Source organism: Thioalkalivibrio sp. (assembly GCF_007692535.1).
Classification (GTDB): Bacteria; Pseudomonadota; Gammaproteobacteria; order Ectothiorhodospirales; family Ectothiorhodospiraceae; genus Thioalkalivibrio.
The window spans coordinates 1-20530 of sequence record NZ_REBW01000183.1 but is presented as its reverse complement, the minus strand read 5'-3'; the positions used below and the strand labels follow the sequence as shown (position 1 = coordinate 20530).

22 protein-coding genes and 1 other RNA gene are annotated in these 20530 nt (G+C 66.8%); 4 read left to right on the top strand and 19 right to left on the bottom strand.

Annotation, left to right across the window (positions count from 1 at the left end; all coding sequences use genetic code 11):
* Positions 1-129: RNase P RNA component class A (gene rnpB / locus EA346_RS10840), an RNA gene on the bottom strand; the annotation flags it as partial.
* Between the two features lie 68 nt (positions 130-197).
* On the bottom strand, positions 198-1070 hold the full coding sequence (gene rsmI / locus EA346_RS10835) for a 16S rRNA (cytidine(1402)-2'-O)-methyltransferase (protein WP_296758462.1): 873 nt from the start codon (positions 1068-1070) through the stop codon (positions 198-200).
* A 35-nt stretch (positions 1071-1105) separates the two neighbouring features.
* Between rsmI and EA346_RS10830 the strand changes: the two genes are divergently transcribed.
* Genes EA346_RS10830 through EA346_RS10820 form a run of 3 tightly spaced genes read left to right on the top strand, consistent with a single transcriptional unit; the run spans position 1106 to position 4748 of the window.
* The gene (locus EA346_RS10830; protein WP_296758458.1) at positions 1106-2995 is read left to right on the top strand and encodes a penicillin-binding protein activator; all 1890 of its coding nucleotides are present in this window, start codon (positions 1106-1108) and stop codon (positions 2993-2995) included.
* Positions 2995-3348 (top strand): YraN family protein, encoded by a 354-nt coding sequence (locus EA346_RS10825; protein WP_296758465.1) that lies wholly within the window; start codon positions 2995-2997, stop codon positions 3346-3348. The genes EA346_RS10830 and EA346_RS10825 overlap by 1 nt, the downstream gene beginning before the upstream one ends.
* A complete protein-coding gene (locus tag EA346_RS10820) occupies positions 3348-4748 on the top strand; it encodes an FAD-linked oxidase C-terminal domain-containing protein (RefSeq protein ID WP_296758457.1) in 1401 nt (466 codons plus the stop codon). The genes EA346_RS10825 and EA346_RS10820 overlap by 1 nt, the downstream gene beginning before the upstream one ends.
* Here EA346_RS10820 and EA346_RS10815 read toward each other — a convergent pair.
* The 6 genes from EA346_RS10815 to EA346_RS10790 form a co-directional block, all read right to left on the bottom strand.
* Positions 4732-5154, bottom strand: coding sequence for a ClpXP protease specificity-enhancing factor (locus EA346_RS10815; RefSeq protein WP_296758455.1), 423 nt, complete (start codon positions 5152-5154; stop codon positions 4732-4734). The two genes, EA346_RS10820 and EA346_RS10815, sit on opposite strands and share 17 nt — an antisense overlap.
* Positions 5151-5777 carry a glutathione S-transferase N-terminal domain-containing protein gene (locus EA346_RS10810; protein ID WP_296758452.1) on the bottom strand — a complete coding sequence of 209 codons (627 nt, stop codon included), beginning with the start codon at positions 5775-5777 and terminating at the stop codon, positions 5151-5153. The genes EA346_RS10815 and EA346_RS10810 overlap by 4 nt, the downstream gene beginning before the upstream one ends.
* 97 nt (positions 5778-5874) lie before the next feature.
* Positions 5875-6618 (bottom strand): cytochrome c1, encoded by a 744-nt coding sequence (locus EA346_RS10805; protein WP_296758450.1) that lies wholly within the window; start codon positions 6616-6618, stop codon positions 5875-5877.
* Positions 6618-8027 carry a cytochrome b N-terminal domain-containing protein gene (locus tag EA346_RS10800; RefSeq protein WP_296758447.1) on the bottom strand — a complete coding sequence of 470 codons (1410 nt, stop codon included), beginning with the start codon at positions 8025-8027 and terminating at the stop codon, positions 6618-6620. Before EA346_RS10800 ends, EA346_RS10805 begins: the two co-directional genes overlap by 1 nt.
* Positions 8027-8623 carry a ubiquinol-cytochrome c reductase iron-sulfur subunit gene (gene petA / locus EA346_RS10795; protein ID WP_296758445.1) on the bottom strand — a complete coding sequence of 199 codons (597 nt, stop codon included), beginning with the start codon at positions 8621-8623 and terminating at the stop codon, positions 8027-8029. The genes EA346_RS10800 and petA overlap by 1 nt, the downstream gene beginning before the upstream one ends.
* 305 nt (positions 8624-8928) lie before the next feature.
* Positions 8929-9687 (bottom strand): Nif3-like dinuclear metal center hexameric protein, encoded by a 759-nt coding sequence (locus EA346_RS10790; protein WP_296758443.1) that lies wholly within the window; start codon positions 9685-9687, stop codon positions 8929-8931.
* An 89-nt stretch (positions 9688-9776) separates the two neighbouring features.
* On the opposite strand from EA346_RS10790, the gene EA346_RS10785 reads away from it, so the two are divergent.
* Complete coding sequence (locus EA346_RS10785) at positions 9777-10910, top strand: trypsin-like peptidase domain-containing protein (protein ID WP_296758442.1); 1134 nt, start codon at positions 9777-9779, stop codon at positions 10908-10910.
* Positions 10911-10935: 25 nt separating this feature from the next.
* Here the strand turns inward: EA346_RS10785 and hisC are convergent, their stop codons facing one another.
* The 11 genes from hisC to EA346_RS10730 all read right to left on the bottom strand — a co-directional run bounded on the left by hisC (position 10936) and on the right by EA346_RS10730 (position 20307).
* The gene (hisC, locus tag EA346_RS10780) at positions 10936-12015 is read right to left on the bottom strand and encodes a histidinol-phosphate transaminase (protein ID WP_296758441.1); all 1080 of its coding nucleotides are present in this window, start codon (positions 12013-12015) and stop codon (positions 10936-10938) included.
* 30 nt (positions 12016-12045) lie between these two features.
* Positions 12046-13347, bottom strand: coding sequence for a histidinol dehydrogenase (gene hisD / locus EA346_RS10775; protein WP_296758440.1), 1302 nt, complete (start codon positions 13345-13347; stop codon positions 12046-12048).
* A 54-nt stretch (positions 13348-13401) separates the two neighbouring features.
* Positions 13402-14457, bottom strand: coding sequence for a 3-deoxy-7-phosphoheptulonate synthase (locus tag EA346_RS10770; RefSeq protein WP_296758437.1), 1056 nt, complete (start codon positions 14455-14457; stop codon positions 13402-13404).
* 16 nt (positions 14458-14473) lie between these two features.
* Positions 14474-15100, bottom strand: coding sequence for an ATP phosphoribosyltransferase (gene hisG / locus EA346_RS10765; protein ID WP_296758464.1), 627 nt, complete (start codon positions 15098-15100; stop codon positions 14474-14476).
* A 19-nt stretch (positions 15101-15119) separates the two neighbouring features.
* A complete protein-coding gene (murA, locus tag EA346_RS10760; RefSeq protein ID WP_296758435.1) occupies positions 15120-16379 on the bottom strand; it encodes a UDP-N-acetylglucosamine 1-carboxyvinyltransferase in 1260 nt (419 codons plus the stop codon).
* A 105-nt stretch (positions 16380-16484) separates the two neighbouring features.
* Positions 16485-16793 carry an STAS domain-containing protein gene (locus EA346_RS10755; protein ID WP_296758434.1) on the bottom strand — a complete coding sequence of 103 codons (309 nt, stop codon included), beginning with the start codon at positions 16791-16793 and terminating at the stop codon, positions 16485-16487.
* Positions 16786-17454, bottom strand: coding sequence for a phospholipid-binding protein MlaC (locus EA346_RS10750; protein WP_296758432.1), 669 nt, complete (start codon positions 17452-17454; stop codon positions 16786-16788). The genes EA346_RS10755 and EA346_RS10750 overlap by 8 nt, the downstream gene beginning before the upstream one ends.
* Before the next feature lie 52 nt (positions 17455-17506).
* Complete coding sequence (gene mlaD, locus EA346_RS10745; RefSeq protein WP_296758431.1) at positions 17507-17965, bottom strand: outer membrane lipid asymmetry maintenance protein MlaD; 459 nt, start codon at positions 17963-17965, stop codon at positions 17507-17509.
* A 16-nt stretch (positions 17966-17981) separates the two neighbouring features.
* A complete protein-coding gene (mlaE, locus tag EA346_RS10740) occupies positions 17982-18764 on the bottom strand; it encodes a lipid asymmetry maintenance ABC transporter permease subunit MlaE (protein ID WP_296758430.1) in 783 nt (260 codons plus the stop codon).
* On the bottom strand, positions 18757-19590 hold the full coding sequence (locus tag EA346_RS10735) for an ATP-binding cassette domain-containing protein (protein ID WP_296758428.1): 834 nt from the start codon (positions 19588-19590) through the stop codon (positions 18757-18759). Before EA346_RS10735 ends, mlaE begins: the two co-directional genes overlap by 8 nt.
* Before the next feature lie 99 nt (positions 19591-19689).
* The gene (locus tag EA346_RS10730) at positions 19690-20307 is read right to left on the bottom strand and encodes a hypothetical protein (protein WP_296758426.1); all 618 of its coding nucleotides are present in this window, start codon (positions 20305-20307) and stop codon (positions 19690-19692) included.
* Positions 20308-20530 lie beyond the last annotated feature (223 nt).

Here is a 20530-nt window from a genome sequence, read left to right as displayed (position 1 = left end):
CCCCATCGGCGGTATGTTTTCTGTGGCACTTTCCGTCGGCTCACGCCGCCCAGGCATTACCTGGCGTCCTGCCCTGCGGAGCCCGGACTTTCCTCCACGCCTGCGCGCAGCGACGGTCCAGCCGACTCCCACCCTTTCTTGTACGCGCACGGGGGCCACTACGCAAGCCCGGCTGCGTTGCCGGGCGCAGATACGGGTCAGCCGGCCAGCGTGAGCGCACGCGCATAGACCCGGTTGCGCGCAACGCCGGTCAGCTGACTCGTCAGCCGCACCGCCTGCTTCAGCGGCAACTCCGCCAGCAGGGTCGCCAGCACCCGCTCCTCGTCCGGATTCAACCCGCCTTCCGCAGCCTCACCCGGTGATTCCCGGTAGGGTGCAATCAGGAGCACGAATTCACCACGCAACCGGTTCGGGTCAGCGGCGAGCCAGTCCGGCAGCATGCCGGCAGGACCGAAAAAATGCTCCTCGAACTGCTTGGTCATTTCCCTGGCGAGGAAGGCCTCCCGCTCCGGGGCAAGTGCCGCCAGATCGGTGGCACTGGAAGCGATGCGGTGGGACGACTCGAAGCAGACCACCGTAGCGGGCATCTTCAGCAGCTCCGCCAGACGTTGCCGCCGGGCGCCGGGCGATGCCGGCAAAAACCCCTCGAAACAGAAACGGTCCGAAGGCAAACCCGCGACCGACAATGCCGCGAGCACCGCGCTGGGGCCCGGGACGGGGAACACCAACAGCCCCGCCTCCCGGGTCGCCCGAACCAGCCGGAAGCCGGGATCGGACAGCAACGGAGTGCCCGCATCGGAGATCAGGGCCAACGCCTGCCCATCCAGCATCCGCTCCACCAGTCGGGGCACCCGCGCCTCCTCGTTGTGCTCGTGCAGGCTGATCAGCGGCTTGTGAAGCCCGAGGTGGGCCAGCAACCGGCCGCTGTGCCGGGTATCCTCGGCGGCGATCAGATCGGCCTCTGCGAGCACGCGACCGGCCCGTGCCCCCAGATCCTCGAGGTTCCCGATCGGGGTCGCCACCACCCAGAGTTTGCCCGTGCGCGTTGACAGCGTCTGATGCTCTTTCAATACTGACCCCCCTTCATCGGCCCAAGAGCCCCTCTGTGACTCTAACGCACACCCACATGCCCGCGCGCGGGGTCGCACCCCTCCGGATCCTTGCGCTCGCCTGCCTTGGCAGCCTGCTGACCGCCTGCGCCGCACCCCGCCCGGCCGCGCCACCCGTTGCGGCGCCCGCGCCCGAGGTGGTCGAGGTCACGCCACTCGAGCGTGCGCAGAACCTCCTGATCGAAGCCGAATACACGCCGGAGCCCGAACCGTCGCGACACGCCATCGATGCAGTGCTCGCGCTGCCAGAGCCCGCGCCGGGGCTGCTGCTGCGCGCGGAGCGCCTCTGGTCGCTGCTCCCGGACGAAGGCCTGGGGAACCTCGCAGACCGCTATCGGGGCGCACGCCTGGCGATGCTGGTGGACGAACCCGGGCTCGCCTACGAGCGACTGCCGCCGGTGGACGACGACTGGGACCGGAGCCTCTATTTCGACGCACTCGCGCTGCATGCGGAACTGCTCACCGGGCGGAGCGAATGGGGGGAGGCCCTGCGGGCACGCATCACGCTGGACCAGGGCCTGTTCATTGCTCCACGACAACAGAGCGATAACCAGACGGCCATCTGGAGCCTGCTGGCGGCGCAGCCCCCCGGACAATTGCAGCGGCTGGAACAGCTGTCGGACGACGAGGCTTTGCGCGGCTGGAGCGCGCTGTTTCTCGGATTGCGCGAGGCCGGGGGCGATCCCGATGGCTTCGCCCAGGCGGTGCGGAATTGGGACCAAGCCTACCCGCGACACCCCGCCCAGGCGTTGCTGCCGGAGTTGCGCAATGCCACGTTGCGGCCCACCGAGCCGCCTCGGCGAATCGCGGTATTGCTGCCGCTTTCGGGCTCGCTCGGCGATCTCGGCAACGCCATCCTCGAAGGCATCGCAGCACAGTTCTACCGCGATCACGGAGCCACGGGATCATTGCTGATCTTCGATACCGCGGGCCAGCCCGACCTCGCCGACGCCCACTACCGCAATGCCCTGCAGCAGGGCGCCGACCGGGTCATCGGCCCCCTGACCCGCGAGTCCGTCGAGCGCGTCGCAGCGATCGATTCGCGGGTTCCGACACTGGTGCTGAACCGGCCTTCGACGCCGCTGCCTCCGCCATTCGCGGCCCTGTCGCTGTCGCCGGAAGACGATGCCCAGGCTGCCGCCGGCGAGGCGCTACGCTCGGGCCGGGACCGGGCACTGGTCCTGGTCCCGGAGGGTCCGTTCGGCGAGCGTGTCGCCGGCGCCTTTCGGGATGCTTTCGAACTGCAGGACGGGCGGGTCACCGCAGAACACCGGTTTCAGGCAAGGTCGCCGGACATCAACGCGCAGATCGGTTCCGCGCTTGGCATCGACGCCAGCGAGGCCCGCATCCGCCGTGTCGCCCGCCAGTCCGGTCTGACGCTGGACGCCGACGCCCAGATCCGCGCCGACATCGACGTGATCTTCGTCGCCGGCCCGGCGCGCGATCTGCGGATGGTCGTGCCGCATCTGCATTACCACCGCGGGGGACGCCTGCCGATGCTCGCGACCTCGCACGCCTACGAGGGGCGGCCGCAGCCGATGCTCGACAGCGACCTGAGCGGGATCCGATTCCCGGACGCGCCGTGGCTCTACACCGAGCTGAACCCCGAGCCCGCATTGCGGGCCGAGCTGACAGGACCGGAGGCCGACGATACCGTGGCCCACCGGCTGCCGCGGTTTGCGGCCCTGGGGGTCGATGCGGTCCGCGTCGCGGCCGACCTGCCGCGCTACCAGCGGGCTCCGCACCTTCCGGTCCATGGTGTCGCCGGCAACTGGGCGCTGCAGCCGTTCACGCGCACCTGGATCCGCGATCCGGCCTGGGTCGAATTCCACGAGGGTCTGCCCCGTCCCGCCCGGCCGGACCGGGTGATCGGGCCGGCAGAATGATGGCCCTCCCCGCCGATCGTGGCCAGGTTGCCGAGCGGGATGCGGAACGCTTCCTCGAGCATAACGGGGTGCGCGTGATCGGGCGCAACTACCGCAGGCGCTTTGGCGAGATCGACCTGATCGGCAGGCATGGCGACGTCCTGGTCTTCGTCGAGGTGCGCAAGCGCAGTCACCGGCGGTTTGCCGACGGCGCCGAGAGCATCGATCGGCGCAAGCAGCAGCGCCTGCTGCGCACCGCGGAGGCCTACCTGCAGCAGCAGCGCTGGAACGGCCCGGTCCGCTTCGACGTGATCGTGCTCGACGCCCGTGACCGGGTCGAATGGCTGCAGAATGCAATTCAGGCGGGATGGTGATGCCGACCCCGCTGCAACGCGAACTGGAGGACATGCTCCCGGCTCAGGACCGATTGCTGGATCCAGCCGACTGCTGGGCCTACGGCGCCGACAACTCGCGCCTGCATGCCGCGCCTGAGGCGGTGGTCTTTGCCCGCGACGTGCCGGCCGTCGTCGAGCTGGTCCGGCTGTGCCGGAGATTGAAGTCGCCGCTGATCGTGCGCGGCCGCGGTACGGGGACAACCGGTGCGGTCGTGCCCGACCGCGGCGGAGTCATCCTGTCGCTGGAGCGCATGAACCGCATCCTGGAGGTCGACCCGGCCAACCGCTGGCTGGTCGCGGAACCCGGCGCAACGAATACAGAGGTGCAGCAGGCGGCGGGTCGCGCGGGGTTCTTCTGGCCACCGGACCCGACCAGCAGCGCCTTCTGTACGATCGGGGGCAACCTCGCCTGCAATGCCGCGGGCCCAAGAGCCGTGAAATACGGGACGCCGCGCGACAACACCCTGGGCCTTGCCGCCGTCGCCGGGACTGGGGAGGCGCTGCGTACCGGTGTCTACACCACCAAGGGCGTGGTCGGTTATGACCTAACGCGGCTGCTGATCGGGTCCGAGGGAACCCTGGCGGTGATCACCGAGGCCACGCTGCGGCTGACGCCTCTGCCCGAGACACGGCAGCTGCTGCAGGCAGTGTACCGGGACATGCACGCGGCCGCGGCCGCGGTCGCCCGGATCATGGCCCAGCCGGTCACCCCCTGTGCGCTGGAATTCATGGACGCGGCAGCCATCGGGATGATCCGCGGCTATGCCGACACCGCGCTGCCGGAACACGCAGGCGCCCTGCTGATGATCGAGGTCGATGGATCCCACGCCCAGATCGGCCTGGCCGCGGAGGCGGTGCGACGCGCGGCGGGAGGCGACGGCTGCCTGGGTATCGAGATCGCGGCCAGCGCGGCGGATGCGGAGCGACTCTGGCGCACCCGCAAGGCCCTGTCACCGGCCCTGCGCAACATCGCACCGAAGAAGATCAACGAAGACGTGGTCGTGCCGGTGTCACGGATACCGGAACTGATCGACGGTCTGCAGGAACTCGGCCGCCGGTACGGCATCACCATCGTCAACTTCGGTCATGCGGGGAACGGCAACATCCACGTCAACCTGCTGGTCGACCCGGACGATCCGGTGCAGATGCGGGCAGCCGAAAGCTGCCTGGACGAGGTCTTCGCGCTGGTGCTTGCGCTGCGCGGCACCCTGTCGGGCGAACACGGGATCGGACTCGTGAAACGCGAATTCGTGCGCCGCGAACTGGACCCGGTCGCGCTGCAATTGATGCGGGGCCTGCAACGGGTGTTTGATCCAGACGGGATCATGAATCCGGGAAAGAGCCTTCCGGACGCGCTGGAGACTACTTCACGACCTTGAGACTCGGCCCCTTGCGCCGGGACGGCTTCTTCTTCGTCTCAGGGGTCGGGGAGGGTTCGGCGGAGCCGGAATCACCCTCTTCGGTCAACTCGCTGCCCGGCTCGTTGCCGAACATCATGCCCTGGCCGTTCTCGCGGGCAAAGATGGCCAGCACTGCGCCCACCGGGACGTGAACCTGCATCGGCCGGCCGGCAAAACGCGCCGAAAAGGTGATGGCCTCGTTGCCCATCTCCAGCCCCTGCACCGCTGCCGGTCCGATATTCAGCGTGATCTTTCCGTCCTGGACGAACTGCGTCGGCACCACGACCTCGGGCCGTGTGGCATCCACCAGCAGATGCGCCGTCAGCCCGTTATCGCTGATCCAGTCCAGCAGCGCACGCAGCAGATAAGGACGCGAGGAGGTCATTCACGGAGTTCCCGTTCCGCCTCGGTCAGGCTCAACTGGAAGGATTCCCGCCTGCAGACACGGTCGGCATAGGTCTGGATCGACTTCGGCAGTCCCTCCAGGGGAATACCGGCGGAGGGCAGCCGCCACATCACCGGCGCGATGGCACTGTCGACGATGCTGAACTCGTCACTCAGGAAGAAGGGCTTCAGGTCGAAGATCTCGGTGGCATTGACCAGGCTCTCGCGCATCATCTTGCGCGCCTTGGCCAGCCCAGATCCCGTAGACTGCCCGATCAGATCCATACCCGCGTACCAGTCGCGCTCGACACGGTACAGCGCCAGCCGCGCCGCTGCGCGCGACACCGGGTCCACCGGCATCAGCGGAGGGTGCGGAAAACGCTCGTCGAGGTACTCGGTGATCACGTGCGTCCCGTACAGCGCGAGATCCCGATCCACCAGGGTCGGCACCTCGTTGTAGGGATTGAGATCGGAGAGATCTTCCGGAAGATCGTCGGGGGACAGATTGACCACGTCGACGGCGATATCCTTCTCGGCCAGGATGATGCGTATACGGTGGCAACGCACGCAGTTGTGCGCGGAAAACAGGGTCATTACGGAACGTCGGTTGGCGACAAGCGCCATGGCTTTCTCCCGATCCCGCCGGATTGGCGGGGCAATGCGGTAGTGGGCGTTGGGCGTGAGGGCGGAATCCGCAGCAGACCCCGCCCGACTGCGTGCCCTAGTGTACGTCTTTCCAGTATTCCTTTTTCAACAGGTAGGCCACCACCAGGAAGATCAGCAGGAAGAGCATCACGTAGATGCCGATCCTCTGCCGATCGACCTGCATGGGCTCGGCCACGTAGGAAAGGAAGGTCACAAGGTCCCGGATGGCACGATCATACTCCGGGCCGCTCATGCTGCCCGGCTCGACCACCTGCAGCCGGACCCCGCCATTGGCATCCGCGCGCTTCTCCTGCCAGCCTTGCAACTCCCAGAGCGGGTGCGGCATGCCGACGTTCTCGAACACGGTGTTGTTCACCCCCAGGGGCCGGGATTCGTCGAGGTAGAAACCGCGCAGGAAGGTGTAGAGCCAGTCCTCGCCCCGAACCCGGGCCACGAGCGTGAGGTCCGGGGGTTCGATGCCGAATGCCTCTTCACCATAGGCCGGCGTCATCGCATTGGTGATCAGAGAGCCAGGATTCACCAACTCGCCGTCCTCGTCGGTGGTGAAGATCATCGAGTGGATGACCTGGTTCTCGGTCAGCCCGAGGTCACGGCCCACGCGGTTGTAGCGCATGTACTGCGTGGAATGGCATCCCATGCAGTAGTTGAAGTAAAGCTGGGCGCCGCGCTGCAGCGAAGCCTGGTTGGTCAAGTCAACCTTCACGCGATCCAACGGCACGGAGGGGCCGGCGGCCTGAAGAGACACAGGGCCCAGGGCCAGCAAGGCCAGGGCAAGAATGGCAATCAGCGGCGGTTTCATCAGGCGGTCACCCTTTCCGGAACGGGACGGTCTCGACCCAGGTTGCGTGCGAAGACAGGCACGACCATGGTGACGAACAGGTAGGCCGTAGGCAGTAGCCAGGCAGACATCAGCAGCTGGGCATTGGCCGGGTCGAACCGCGTGAAGTCGTAGAAGGTGTAGATCCCGACCAGCAACGCGAACGAGACGAGACTGAACACCGCGGACCGCTCCCTGCTGTGGAACCAGAGCAGCCAGAAGAACAGGAAGTACATCACCCCGAAGCGCAGCGTCAGTTCACCGTACAGCGTGGTGACCTGCTGCAGGCCCAGGTAGCCGAGGGTTACGAAGGTCACCACCAACACGGCGAGGTTCAGCTTGTGCGCGAACGAGCGGTAGCGGATGGACTTCACCGGATTCCCGTCCAGCCACGGCACGAAGAACAGAACGACCACAGCGGCTCCCATCGCGACCACACCCAGGAACGGATCCGGCACGGCGCGCAGGATGGAGTAGAACGAGGTGAAATACCAGACGGGCGGAATCAGGTCCGGGGTGACCAGCGGATCCGCCGGAATCATGTTCGCGGGCTTCAGGAACAGCCCGCCCATCTCCGGCGCGAAGAATACGACCGCGAAGAAGGCGATCAGGAACACGCCCACACCCACCAGATCCTTCACGGTGTAGTAGGGGTGGAACCGAATGCCGTCGCGGGGAATTCCGTTCTCGTCCTTGTTCGCCTTGATCTCGACACCGTCGGGGTTATTGGAGCCCACCTCGTGCAGCGCGATGATGTGCGCGACGATCAGCAACAGCAGAACCAGCGGAAGCGCGATCACATGCAGCGCGAAGAAGCGGGTCAGGGTCGCATCCGAGAGCAGGAAGTCACCCCGGATCCAGGTGACGAGTTCGGGACCGATGTAGGGGATGGTCGCGAACAGGTTCACGATGACCTGGGCGCCCCAGTAGGACATCTGGCCCCAGGGCAGCAGGTAGCCGGCGAAGGCTTCGGCCATCAGCACAATGTAGATCAGCACGCCAAAGATCCAGATCAGCTCCCGCGGCTTCTTGTAGGAGCCGTAGAGCAGCGCCCGGAACATGTGCAGGTAGACGACCACGAAGAAGAAGGAAGCACCCGTCGAGTGCATGTAGCGGATCAGCCAGCCCCACTCGACGTCGCGCATGATGTACTCCACCGACGCGAAGGCCAGCTCGGCGTCGGGCTTGAAGAACATCGTGAGGAAGATGCCGGTAACGATCTGGATCACCAGCACCAGCAGGGCGAGCGAGCCGAAGTAGTACCAGAAATTGAAGTTCTTGGGCGCGTAGTACTGCGCGAGGTGCTCGTTCCAGAGCTGCGACAGAGGGAAGCGGGCGTCGACCCAGCCCAGTACGCCCCCCTGGATCTTGTCTGCGGTATTGCCAGCCATTATGCGGTGCCTCCCTCGGCATGCTCACCCACGACGATCACGTTATCGCTGAGGTAATGGTGCGGAGGCACCTCCAGGTTCAACGCCGCCGGCATGTTTCGATACACGCGGCCGGCCATGTCGAAGCGGGATCCGTGGCAGCCACAGAACCAGCCACCGGCCCAGTCGTCATCCAGCGCACCGACCTCGGGACGAAATGCCGGGGAACATCCAAGGTGCGTGCAGAGGCCGATCAACACAAGGATTTCCGGGTCGATCGAGCGGTGCGGGTTCTGGGCATATTCGGGCTGCTGGGTGGCCACGTCGGAGTCGGGGTCACGGAGCCGGTCACGGATGCCGGGGAGAAGATCCAGCATCTCGGGCGTGCGGCGCACCACCCAGATCGGACGGCCGCGCCAACTGACGCTGATTCGCTGGCCCGGCTCGATCTGGGCTACGTTGACCTCCACGGGGGCCCCGGCCGCCTGAGCGCGCGCGCTCGGTTGCAACGAGGCCACGAAGGGAAGGGCAAGCGCCACCACCCCCGCACCACCGACCACCGTAGTCGCTGCCACCAGAAACCGGCGGCGACCTCGATCCACGCCTTGGTTTGCCATTTTCGCTCTCTCCAGCTGCTGTATCGCTATTCGTTCACGGCGGCGGCTGCGGGGCGTGGGCCGGCAGTCCCGGCGGTGAGTCCTGCACGCCGCCGTGGCACCCTCTCGGGGGCGGTAGAATCAAATAGAATTCCCTAAAACGCTAATGGGGTCAACCGGGGAAATTGTCAGGGCTCACCGCAAAGGGATGTCAAGGATTGGCCCCCATTGCGTTCCACGCAGCAACACCGGTCGATGATCACGCGAAGCGGGCAGGACCCGCTCGTCCCCATGGGACCCTGGTTCCGGTCTCGGGTTCGACCATCTCAAGCGGGGTTGGGAATATCGATGAACCGATGCTCCAGGCCGAAGCGTTCGGCGCACCATTCGCCGAGCGCCTGCGGCCCGTAACGCTCGGTGGCGTGGTGTCCGGCCGCGAAGTAATGGACGCCCATCTCGCGTGCCTCGTGTGTGGTCTGTTCCGAGATCTCACCACTGATGAACGCATCCACTCCCCGGGCCGCCGCGGCCGCAAGCATCGATTGCGCACCGCCGGTACACCAGGCCAGCCGTCGTACCGGATGCGAGCCCCCGGACACCCAAAGAGGCTCGCGCCCCAGCGCCGCGGCGATCGCGTCGGCGAGTTCCCGGCCGCTGCGCGCCTCCGGCAGCCGCCCGACCAGGCCCACGCCATCCTCGCGCAACGTTCCATCGACGATGAGGCCGAGCCGCTGCCCCAGCTGCGCGTTGTTGCCGAGGCGGGGATGGGCGTCCAGGGGAAGATGGTAGGCAACGAGGTTGATCTGGTGTTGCAACAGGGCCTGGAGTCGCTGGCGCTTCATGCCGGTGATCGGCTGCGGCTCACCGCGCCAGAAGTACCCGTGATGAACCAGGAGCAGGTCCGCGTCCTGCTCGATCGCCGCCGTGATGAGCGCGTGGGACGCGGTCACGCCGCTGACCAGCCGGGCGATCCTGGAACACCCCTCGACCTGCAGGCCATTCGGACAGTAATCCTGGAACCGCCCCGGTTCCAGTTCCTGGTCCAGGGCCTGGAGCAGGGTCTCGCGGTCGACGCTGGCCGGCATGATGCACCTCCCGGGTCGGGGATACCCCGGTGGGCCTGCAGGACGCGGGGCATAGGCAAGAAGTTGAACGGCAATGGTATATTAGCTTCATGGTGAAGCTTTCGCGTTTCCTTCTGCAAGCGGCGCTGGCCGGTGTCGCGGTCGCCGTGATCGTCGCGCTGTTCTTTCCCGGTCTGCTCGACCAGGAGCGGACCGGTGCCGGCGCGATCCCGCACGCCACCGAGCCGACGACGGGCATTCAGGGTCCGGTATCCTACGCGTCAGGCGTGGCGCGTGCAGCGCCAGCCGTGGTCAACATCACGACCTCGCGTATCGTCGAGGTCCCGCACCCGTTGGCAGGCGAGCAGGTTCCGCCCGGCTTTTTTCACGAGCCCCCTCACTCACTGGCGGATCGTGAACAGGCGAGCCTCGGTTCCGGCGTGATCATGACCTCGGCGGGCCACGTCCTGACCAACCATCACGTGATCGAGAAGGCCGAGGCCATCGCGGTGGTGCTCGCCAACGGCGACGCGCACCCGGCGGAAATCATCGGCATCGATCCGGATACCGATCTCGCGGTGCTGCGCATCGTCGCTCCCGACGTGACCGCGGCCAGCATCGGACGCTCCCGGGACCTGAGGGTGGGCGACGTCGTGCTTGCGATCGGCAACCCGTTCGGCGTGGGGCAAACGGTCACCCAGGGCATTGTCAGCGCCACCGGGCGCACCGAACTCGGGATCAATCTCTTCGAGGACTTCATCCAGACCGACGCCGCGATCAATCCGGGTAACTCGGGTGGAGCGCTGATCAACGCGCTCGGGGAACTGGTCGGGATCAATACGGCGATCTTCACCCGGTCGGGCGGCTCGCACGGCATCGGCTTTGCGATCCCTGTCGATCTGGCACGCGACGTGATGAACGAGATCATCGAGCACGGGCGCGTGGCGCGCGGCTGGCTTGGCATCGAGGTGCAGGCGCTGGATCGGGCACTGGCGGAATCCTTCGGCATGGAACACACCCGGGGTGTCCTGATCGCCGGCATCCTGAGGGGCGGGCCGGCCGCGGTGGCGGGCCTGCAACCGGGGGACGTGGTCGTCCGACTCGATGGTCAGCAGGTCGACAGCACCCGCGGGGCCCTGAACATCATCGCGCGCAAGCGCCCAGGCGACGACATCGCGATCGAGGCCCTGCGTGACGGCGAACTGATCCACCTCGAGGCCACCGTCGACATCCGTCCGATCTGAACGGCAACGCGCGTTGCCGCGTCGCTCAGGAACGCAGTGCCGCCGTCAGGGCCGCCAGGAAGGCACTGTTCTCCTCCGGCGTTCCCACCGTCACGCGCAGGTGATCCGTCAATACTCCCCCCGCACGCCCGACATCCTTGATCAGGATGCCGGAGCCCCGCAGGAACTCGAACACCGGGTGGCCCCGGCTCCGCGCAAGCTCGAACAGGATGAAGTTGGCATTGCTGGGGATCACGCGGCGCACCCCGGCCAGAGAGGCCAGCGCCGCTGAGACCCGCGCGCGCTGCTCACGCAGGATGGACGCCTGTTCATCGAGCAACTCCGAATGGGCCAGCGCGAACGATACCGAGCGCTGAGTCAGCGCGTTGATGTTATAGGGCAGGCGCAGGCGGTCGAGCGCATCGGTCCATTCCGGAGTCGCCGCCAGGTAGCCCAGCCTGAGCCCCGCCAATCCCAGCTTCGACATCGTGCGCATCACCATCAGTCCGGACGCGCCGCCCGCCCGGGACAGGAAGCTGTGGCTGGAGAAGGGAGCGTAGGCCTCGTCGATCACGGTCAGCCCCGGATTGGCGGCGACCACCTCCGCCACCAGCCCGGGGTCGTAGAGACGACCTGTCGGGTTGTTCGGATAGGCGAGAAAGACCAGCGCGGGACGATGCTCTTCCAGGGCGCGCAGCAGGGCCGGTCCGTCGAGATCGAAATCGGCCTTCAGCGGCACCCCGACGAAGGGGACACCCGCGGCTCTGGCCAGGATCTCGTACATCACGAAGGTCGGAACCGGGGACAGCACCGGTCGGCCGCTGGCCTGCACGGCGCTGATCAGTATCTGGATCAGCTCATCCGAACCGTTTCCGAGCAGACAGCCGGCTTCCTCCGGTACCCGGTGCGCGTCCCGGATTGCTGCAGTCACCGCGCGCGCACCCGCGTCCGGGTAACGGTTCAGTTCGACGCCGCTCAGGGCCTCGAGCCAGGCCGTCCGGAGTTCGCCCGGCCAGGGATAGGGGTTTTCCATCGCGTCGAGCTTGATCATGCCCGCGGACTCGGCCACCGCGTAGGCGGGTTGCGCCAGGACCTCCCGGCGCATCAGGTCGACCGGGCGGGTCATGCCCGGACCCGCGCGACTTCACCGCCCGCTCTATTCACCGCGCATCTCGGCGGATCGGGCATGCGCCACCAGGCCCTCCCCCCGCGCCAGCACGGAAGCGGTCCGCCCCAGCGCCGCGGCACCCTCGGGCGAGCACTGGATGATGCTGGACCGCTTCTGGAAGTCATAGACGCCCAGCGGCGAGGAGAACCGGGCCGTGCGCGAGGTTGGCAGCACGTGGTTCGGCCCCGCGCAGTAATCGCCGATCGCCTCAGAAGTGTAGCGACCCATGAAGATCGCGCCGGCGTGGCGCAGTCCGGCCTCCAGCAACGCCTGCGGATCCGCCACCGAAAGCTCCAGATGCTCCGGCGCGATGTGGTTCGCCACACGCACCGCCTCGTCGAGATCCCGGACCCGCACCAGGGCGCCGCGATGGGCCAGGCTGGTGCGGATGATCTCCGCACGGGGCATCTCCTCGAGCAGCTGATGCATCGACTGCGCGACGCGGTCCAGGAACCCGGCGTCGGGCGACAGCAGGATCGACTGGGCCTGTTCGTCGTGCTCGGCCTGCGAGAACAGGTCGGCGGCGATCCAGTCGGGGTCGGTCTCCCCGTCGCAGATCACCAGAATCTCCGAAGGCCCGGCGATCATGTCGATGCCAACCGTGCCAAAGACCTCGCGTTTGGCCGCGGCCACGAAGATGTTGCCCGGACCCACGATCTTGTCCACCGCAGGGATGCTCTCGGTACCGTAGGCGAGCGCGGCAACCGCCTGTGCTCCACCAATGGTGAAGACCCGGTCGACGCCGGCGATCGCCGCAGCGGCCAGCACCAGGTCGTTCAGTTCCCCCGCCGGCGCCGGCACCACCATGACCAGCAGCGGCACGCCGGCAACCTTGGCAGGAATTGCGTTCATCAGCACCGAGGACGGGTAGGCCGCCTTGCCCCCGGGGACGTACAGCCCGACCGAGTCCAGCGGCGTGACCCGCTGGCCCAGCACGGTGCCGTCAGGCTCCTCGATCTGCCAGTCCTCCATCCGCTGGTGCTCCGCGTAGCGCCGGATGCGCCCCGCCGCCAGCTCGAGTGCCTCGCGCTGCGCCGCCGGGATGCGTTCGAGCGCTGCCCGAAGCCGGTCGGCCGGGACCTCGAGCTCTGCCGCAGTGCCCGGCCGCAGTCGGTCGAAGCGCTCGGTGTAGCGCAATACCGCCGCATCACCCTCGTCACGCACCGCGACAAGGATCTCGTCGACGATGGCGCGCACACCGTGGTCGGCCACCGACTCCCAGCGCAGGAGTTGGTCCAGATCCTTCCAGAAATCCCCGTGCCGGCTGTCCAGCCGCTGTATCTCAGGCATCTATGCACACTCCCATCGCAATCCTCCGGACGGGTCTGAACCGCCCGGACAACGTCAACTCCGCCGCCGCTGCCGCGCCGCCTCGGCCAACACGCGCAACGATGCCACAGAATCGTCCCAGCCCATGCAGGCATCGGTGATGCTCTGACCGTACACCAGCGGCCGGCCCGCGACGATATCCTGGCGGCCGGCATGCAGGTGGCTCTCCAGCATCAGCCCGATGATACGGCGGTCCCCGCCCGCGACCTGCCCCGCGACCGACTGCACGACGTCGGCCTGCCGAGCCGGGTCCTTGCGGCTGTTCGCATGGCTGCAGTCCACCATCACCACCTCCGGGATCTCCGCTGCGCGCAACTGGCTGCAGGCCTGCGCGATGCTCTCGACATCATAGTTGGGCTGGCGGCCTCCCCGCAGGATGATGTGGCAGTCCTCGTTGCCGGCAGTGGAGAAGATCGCGGAGCGCCCGGCCTTCGTCACCGACAGGAAGTGATGCGGGCGCGAGGCGGAACGGATCGCGTCGATCGCCACCTGGAGGCTGCCGTCGGTGGAGTTCTTGAACCCCACCGGACACGAGAGGCCGGATGCCAGTTCCCGGTGCACCTGGCTCTCGGTGGTGCGCGCCCCGATGGCGCCCCAGGACACGAGGTCCGCGATGTATTGCGGGCTGATCAAGTCGAGATACTCGGTGGCCGCGGGCATGCCCCGCACGGCCAGGTCGCGCAGAAGGCCGCGCGCCACGCGCAACCCCTTGTTGATATGGAAGCTGCCATCCAGATCCGGGTCGTTGATCAGGCCCTTCCATCCAACCGTGGTCCGCGGCTTCTCGAAGTAGACCCGCATCACCACTTCCAGCGCATCGCCGAGTTCCCCACGCAGCGCGCTCAGGCGCTTCGCGTATTCCAGCGCCGCGTCGACGTCGTGGATGGAACAGGGCCCGACAACCACCAGCAGCCGGTCATCCTCCCCGTGCAGGATCCGGTGGATGTTCTGACGCGCGTTGTACACCGTCTCGGCGGCCGTGTCGGTCAGCGGAATCTCGTCGCGCACGACCTCGGGGGCGGAGACCTCCTGTATGCCCTTGATTCTCAGATCATCGGTTTGATGGGTCATCGTGGTTCCAGTGGCGCTATGGCGCCGGCGTGAGGGCCGGTCGCAGCCCCTCGATCAATTGTTGAATGCGCGCGTGCTGCATCTTCATCGCCGCCTTGTTCACGACCAGCCGCGAGCTGATGTGCGCGATCAGTTCCAGCGGCGCAAGGCCGTTGGCCTTCAGTGTGTTGCCGGTGTCCACCAGGTCGACGATGTAGTCCGCCAGCCCCACCAGCGGCGCCAGCTCCATGGATCCATAGAGCTTGATGATCTCGACCTGACGGCCCTGCGCCGCAAAATGGCGCTGGGTGATGTTCACGAACTTGGTCGCGATGCGCAGCCGCTCGGCCCCGATCACGTGCTCCGGGCGGCCGGCAAGCATCAGCCGGCAGCGGGCGATGCCGAGGTCCAGCGGCTCGTAGAGACCCGTGCCGCCATGCTCCATCAGCACGTCCTTGCCGGCCACGCCGACCGCCGCGGCGCCGTACTGAACGTAGGTGGGTACGTCGGTAGCGCGCACGACGACAATGTTCACGTCGGGACGGCTGGTCCCGATGATCAGCTTGCGCGTCTTCGCCGGATCCTCCACCGGCACGATACCCGCTCGCTCCAGCAGGGGCAGCGTTTCGTCCAGGATCCTGCCCTTCGACAGGGCGATCGTCATCGCTTGCACCGCGTTCACGTCAGGCGGCCTCCCTGCGGATGGTTGCGCCGAGCTGGCTCAGCTTTTCCTCGATGCACTCGTAACCCCGGTCGATGTGGTAGATCCGGTCGACTGCGGTCTCGCCCTCCGCCACCAGCCCGGCCAGGATCAGGCTCGCCGACGCGCGCAGGTCGGTGGCCATCACCGGTGCACCGCGCAGACCATGGACTCCGGTGACGATCGCGGTGTTCCCCTCGATGCGGATGTCCGCGCCCATGCGCTGGAGTTCCTGGGCATGCATGAAACGATTCTCGAATACGGTCTCGATCACCGAGCCCGTGCCCTTGCCTACCGTGTTCAGGGTCATCATCTGGGCCTGCATGTCCGTGGGGAAGGCCGGAAACGGCGCGGTGCGCAGGTTCACGCATTGCGGCCTGCGCCCGCGCATGTCCAGTTCGATCCAGTCCTCGCCCGTCTCGATCCGCGCGCCGGCCTCGACCAGCTTCAGCAGCACCGCATCCAGCAGTTCCGGCCGGGTGTTCTTGGTACGCACGCGGCCGCTGGTGATCGCGCCGGCGACCAGGAACGTCCCGGTCTCGATCCGGTCGGGCATCACGTCGTACTCGCAGCCGTGCAGACTCTCCACGCCCGTCACCCGGATAGTGTCGGTCCCGGCGCCGTGAATCTTCGCCCCCATGCGCGTCAGGAAGCGGGCGAGATCGACCACCTCGGGTTCGCGCGCCGCGTTCTCGATCAGGGTTTCACCGTCGGCCAGGGTCGCGGCCATCAGCAGGTTCTCGGTACCCGTGACCGTGACCTGGTCGAAGACGATGCGGGCGCCCTTCAGACGGCCGGCATGGGCCCGAATATAGCCGGCCTCGACGTCGATGTGCGCGCCCATGGCCGCGAGTCCCTGCAGATGCAGATTCACCGGGCGGCTGCCGATGGCGCAGCCGCCGGGCAGGGACACCTCGGCCTCGCCGAAACGCGCCAGTAGTGGACCGAGCACCAGGATCGACGCACGCATGGTCTTCACGAGTTCATATGGGGCCACACACTGCGTGAGGGTGGTCGGGTCGACCTCGATCCGCATGCGTTCGTTCACGGTCAGCGTCACGCCCATGCGCCCGAGCAGTTCCATGGTCGTGGTCACGTCCTGGAGATGCGGCACATTGCCGATCACCATCGGGCTGTCGGCGAGCAGGGTACCGGCGAGAATGGGCAATACCGCGTTTTTCGCCCCGGAGATCCAGACCTGCCCTTCCAGCGGCCGGCCGCCGGTAACAATCAATTTATCCATGAATGACTCGGAAAGGCGTCCCGCCGAAGCAACACGCTCGAAAATCGGCAATGATACCCAAAATGCGGAGGCGCCGCCGTCTGACCCCCTGACCGGGGAACACGCTCAGCCCGAAGAGCCCGTGCCGAACACAGCCTCGAGGTCGTACAGCTGCAGCAGCGGTTGCAACTCCGCGGGGATCGACACGAATTCCAGACGCGCACCCGCGACCTCGCGCAGCCGCCAGAATTCCACCAGCATGGCGACTCCGGCGCTGTCCACCCGCGTGACCTGCGAGAGGTCCAGCGTTGCCTCGAGGGGAAGACCGGCCAGTAGCGAGCGCCCCTGCACCGTGAGCGGACCCGCGGTATTCAGCGTGATCGGTCCGGAAAGCTTCAGCGTCGAGCCGTCCAGAACCAGCGCGGCGTCAGCCACTCGCCGCGTTCCCGTCAGAGACCGCATCGTCGATGGTCTCCTCGATCAGTGAGCGGTCGCCGGCCTCGAGACGCGCGATCAGGGCATCGAGTCCGTGACGACCGATCTCGGTGTTGAAGCTCGTGCGGAAGTTGCCCACGAAGCTGAGACCCTCCGCCTCGACGTCGAAGACCCGCCATTCCCCGTCCACCGGGCGCAGCCGATAGTTGACGACGATGTTGGGCTGTCCGCGGCCCACCTCGATCTCGGTCGAGACCACCGCCATGCGGTCGTCCTGGCGGGACCGGCGCGGAACGACGACGACACGGCGGTCCAGGTAGTCTGCTAGGCGCACCCCGTAGGACTGCAGGAGCGTGTCGCGGAAGGCCTCCGTGAACCGCTCGCGCTGCTCCGGGGTGGCGTCACGCCAGTGGCGGGCGAGAATCAGGCGCGCCATGCCGTCGAAATCGACCAGCGGCATGATTTCGCTCTCGATCACCTCGAGCACGAACTCGGGCTCTGCCTCCGCCCGCGCCTCCTCGGCCCGCAGGGTCTCCATCACGCGGTTGATGGCCCCCTCGACGAGTTCCACCGGCTCCGCAGCCTGCAGTGGCGCGGCGGTAAACAGAAGCAGGAACGCCAGTGCGACGCCCGGAAGGGCGAGAGGGCGATATTTTCTCATAACGGCATGACCTCGAAGTCTTGTTCTGAAGAAACCGCGGGCGGGCAAAGGTTCAATCCCCGGGGAGGTTCGTCAGCACACGGCCGATCATGTTCTCGAGCACCAGGGCCGACTGTGTGAACAGCACCTCGTCGCCATCCGCCAGCATCTCGTAGTCGCCGCCCGGCTCCAGTGCAATGTACTGCTCGCCCAGCAGACCGGCGGTGAAGATGCTGGCCTGGGTATCCGCGGGCAGATAGTCCTGGCCGGCCTGGATCGCCAGCGTCACCCGGGCCTGGAAGCGTTCAGGGTCATAGACGATATGCGCCACCCGGCCGATGCGTACCCCGGAGACCGTCACCGGAGCCCGCACCTTCAGGCCGCCGATGTGATCGAAGTACGCGACCACATGGTACGTGTCGCGGTCCCGGTACTCGGCGATATTGCTGACCTGGATGGCCAGGTAGAACAGCGCCGCGATCCCCAGCAACACGAAGACACCCACGGATACTTCCAGAAAACGCAGCTTCATCACCAGCCCTCTTGCCTCACATGTCGCCGAACATCAGCCCGGTCAGGATGAAATCCAGACCCAGCACGGCCAGCGCGGACACCACGACCGTCTGGGTCGTTGCCCGCGAGATCCCCTCGGAGGTCGGCTCCGCGTCGAACCCCTGGAAGACCGCGATCCAGGTGACCACGAAACCAAACACGATGCTCTTGATCACGCCCGACATCACGTCTTCGTGCCAGTCCGTGACCGCCTGCATCTGCGAGAAGTAGGATCCGCTGTCCACGCCCAGCAGCCCGACGCCGACGATATACCCGCCCATCACGCCAACGGCACTGAACAGCGCAGCCAGCAGCGGCATGGACAGGAAGCCGGCGAAGAAGCGCGGCGCGAACACCCGACGATACGGGTCCACTGCCATCATCTCCATCGCCGACAGTTGTTCGGTGGTCTTCATCAGACCGATCTCGGCAGTCAGCGCCGATCCCGCACGGCCCGCGAACAGCAGGGCTGTCACCACCGGACCCAGCTCGCGCACCAGCGACAGCGCCACAACCCCGCCCAGGGCCTCGGCCGCACCGAAATTCACCAGGGTGATGTAACCCTGGTAGCCCAGCACCATGCCGACGAACAGGCCCGACACCATGATGATCAGCATCGAGCGCACGCCGACCGAGTAGATTTCGGCCAGCGTCAACCGGAAACGCCGGACCACCGCATCCTGGGCCAGCAGCACCCGGAACAGGAATGCCGAGGCCCGACCCAGCACGGCGAGCCAATGGAGACCGGACCGCCCCAAACCGGAGAGGAACTCAATCACGGTCGCGCCCCGCGCCGTTCAGCAGGTCATCGCGATAGCTCGACCCGGGATAGTGAAAGGGCACCGGCCCGTCCGGGTACCCGCCAAGAAACTGCTTGCTCCACTCCGAGGCCCCGGCGCGCACCTCCTCCGCGGTTCCTGAATCCATCACCCGTCCCTCGGCGATCAGCACGACCTGATCCGATATCGCCATCGCCTCGACCACGTCATGGGTCACCAGCACACTGGTCAGACCGAGGGTCTTGTTGGTGCGCTGGATCAAGGTCACGATCTGGCCCATCGTGATCGGGTCGAGTCCGGCGAACGGCTCGTCGTACAGGATCATGTCCGGGTCCAGGGCGATGGCGCGGGCAAGGGCCACGCGCCGGGCCATGCCCCCCGACAACTGTGCCGGGCTGAGGTCAGAGGCGCCACGCAGACCGACCGCCTCGAGCTTCATCAACACCAGGTTACGGATCAGTTCCTCGGGCAGCCTGGTGTGCTCGCGCAGGGGAAAGGCGACGTTCTCGAACACGTTCATATCGGTCAGCAGCGCGCCCGTCTGGAACAGCATGCCCATGCGCTTGCGCAGGGCATACAGCCGCCGGTTGGAGAGACGTGCGACCTCCTCGCCATCGACCCAGATCCGACCACTGTCGGGACGCAGCTGCCCCCCGATCAACCGCAGCAGCGTTGTTTTGCCGGTACCGCTCGGACCCATCACCGTGGTGACCCGTCCGCGCGGCACGGTCAGCGACAGGCCGTCGAAGATCAGCTTGCGGCCGCGCCGGAAGACGAGATCCTCGACCACCACATGCGGTGTCTCTGACACCGGGTCCTTACTCACGTTCCATCCACTCCTGCTCGACCGGATGGAGCAGTCTGAAAGCAGCCCAGGCCGCAGTCAACTTGCCGCCGCCTCAGCAGCGGCAGAGCACCTGGTCGTTCAACGCCCTCGCCACGCCAGACCACTCAGGCGCAGGATCGTCTCCGCCAGCTCCAGCTCCCGCGGACCGGCGCGGAGGAAGGCGATCGCCTCGCGCGCAGCGGGCAGGCAGGCATGCGCCGCCTCCAGCAGGGAACGCCACCCGGGCGGCCCGAGGCCGGGTTCCGGCGTAAGCACCAGAACGACCGACGTCTCGTTCACAAAGGCCGCGGAGGCCGCGATTCCGTCGCTGGCCGGCAGCCCCGGTGCCCGTCCCAGGAACTGCCCCGGGGGCAGGACGCCAGCGGGCAGCACCGACGGGTCCACCATCAGGAGCCCACCGAGCCGTGGGCCCAGAGCCGCCGCCAGGCGGGCACAGGGATCGCCCGGCTCGGCCAGATCATCGGGGACCTCGAAGTAAAGGCGCAGCGCGTCGGGCAGGTCCCTGATCCAGTTGGAATCCAGGGTGAACTGCTCCCACTCGCCCGCGGGAATCAGCAGATCCTTCCAGTAATTCCCGTAATACGCGAGGCGCCAATCCTCGGGCAGGTCCTCCGGGTAGAAGGCCTTCCAGGCCGGATCGGCATCATCGTGCACCGCGCCCACGCGCAGGCTGTGGCCGGAGGCTGCTGAACCCATGGCTTGATCTCCAGAAAGAGTGGCACGGATGGTAGCCGGGCCGCGTAAAGCCCGAAACCCCGCCAGGCTCGGGGACATTCGACTAACTGTCATGGTCCCGGAGCCCGCCACCCCGAAAGATGAAAGCGGAGCGCCTATGGAGTGCGGCGGCTTGCCGCCGCTTTGGGGAGCTGGGTCATCCCCGGCACCGAATAGCGGGAGCAAGCTCCCGCACTCCATAAGC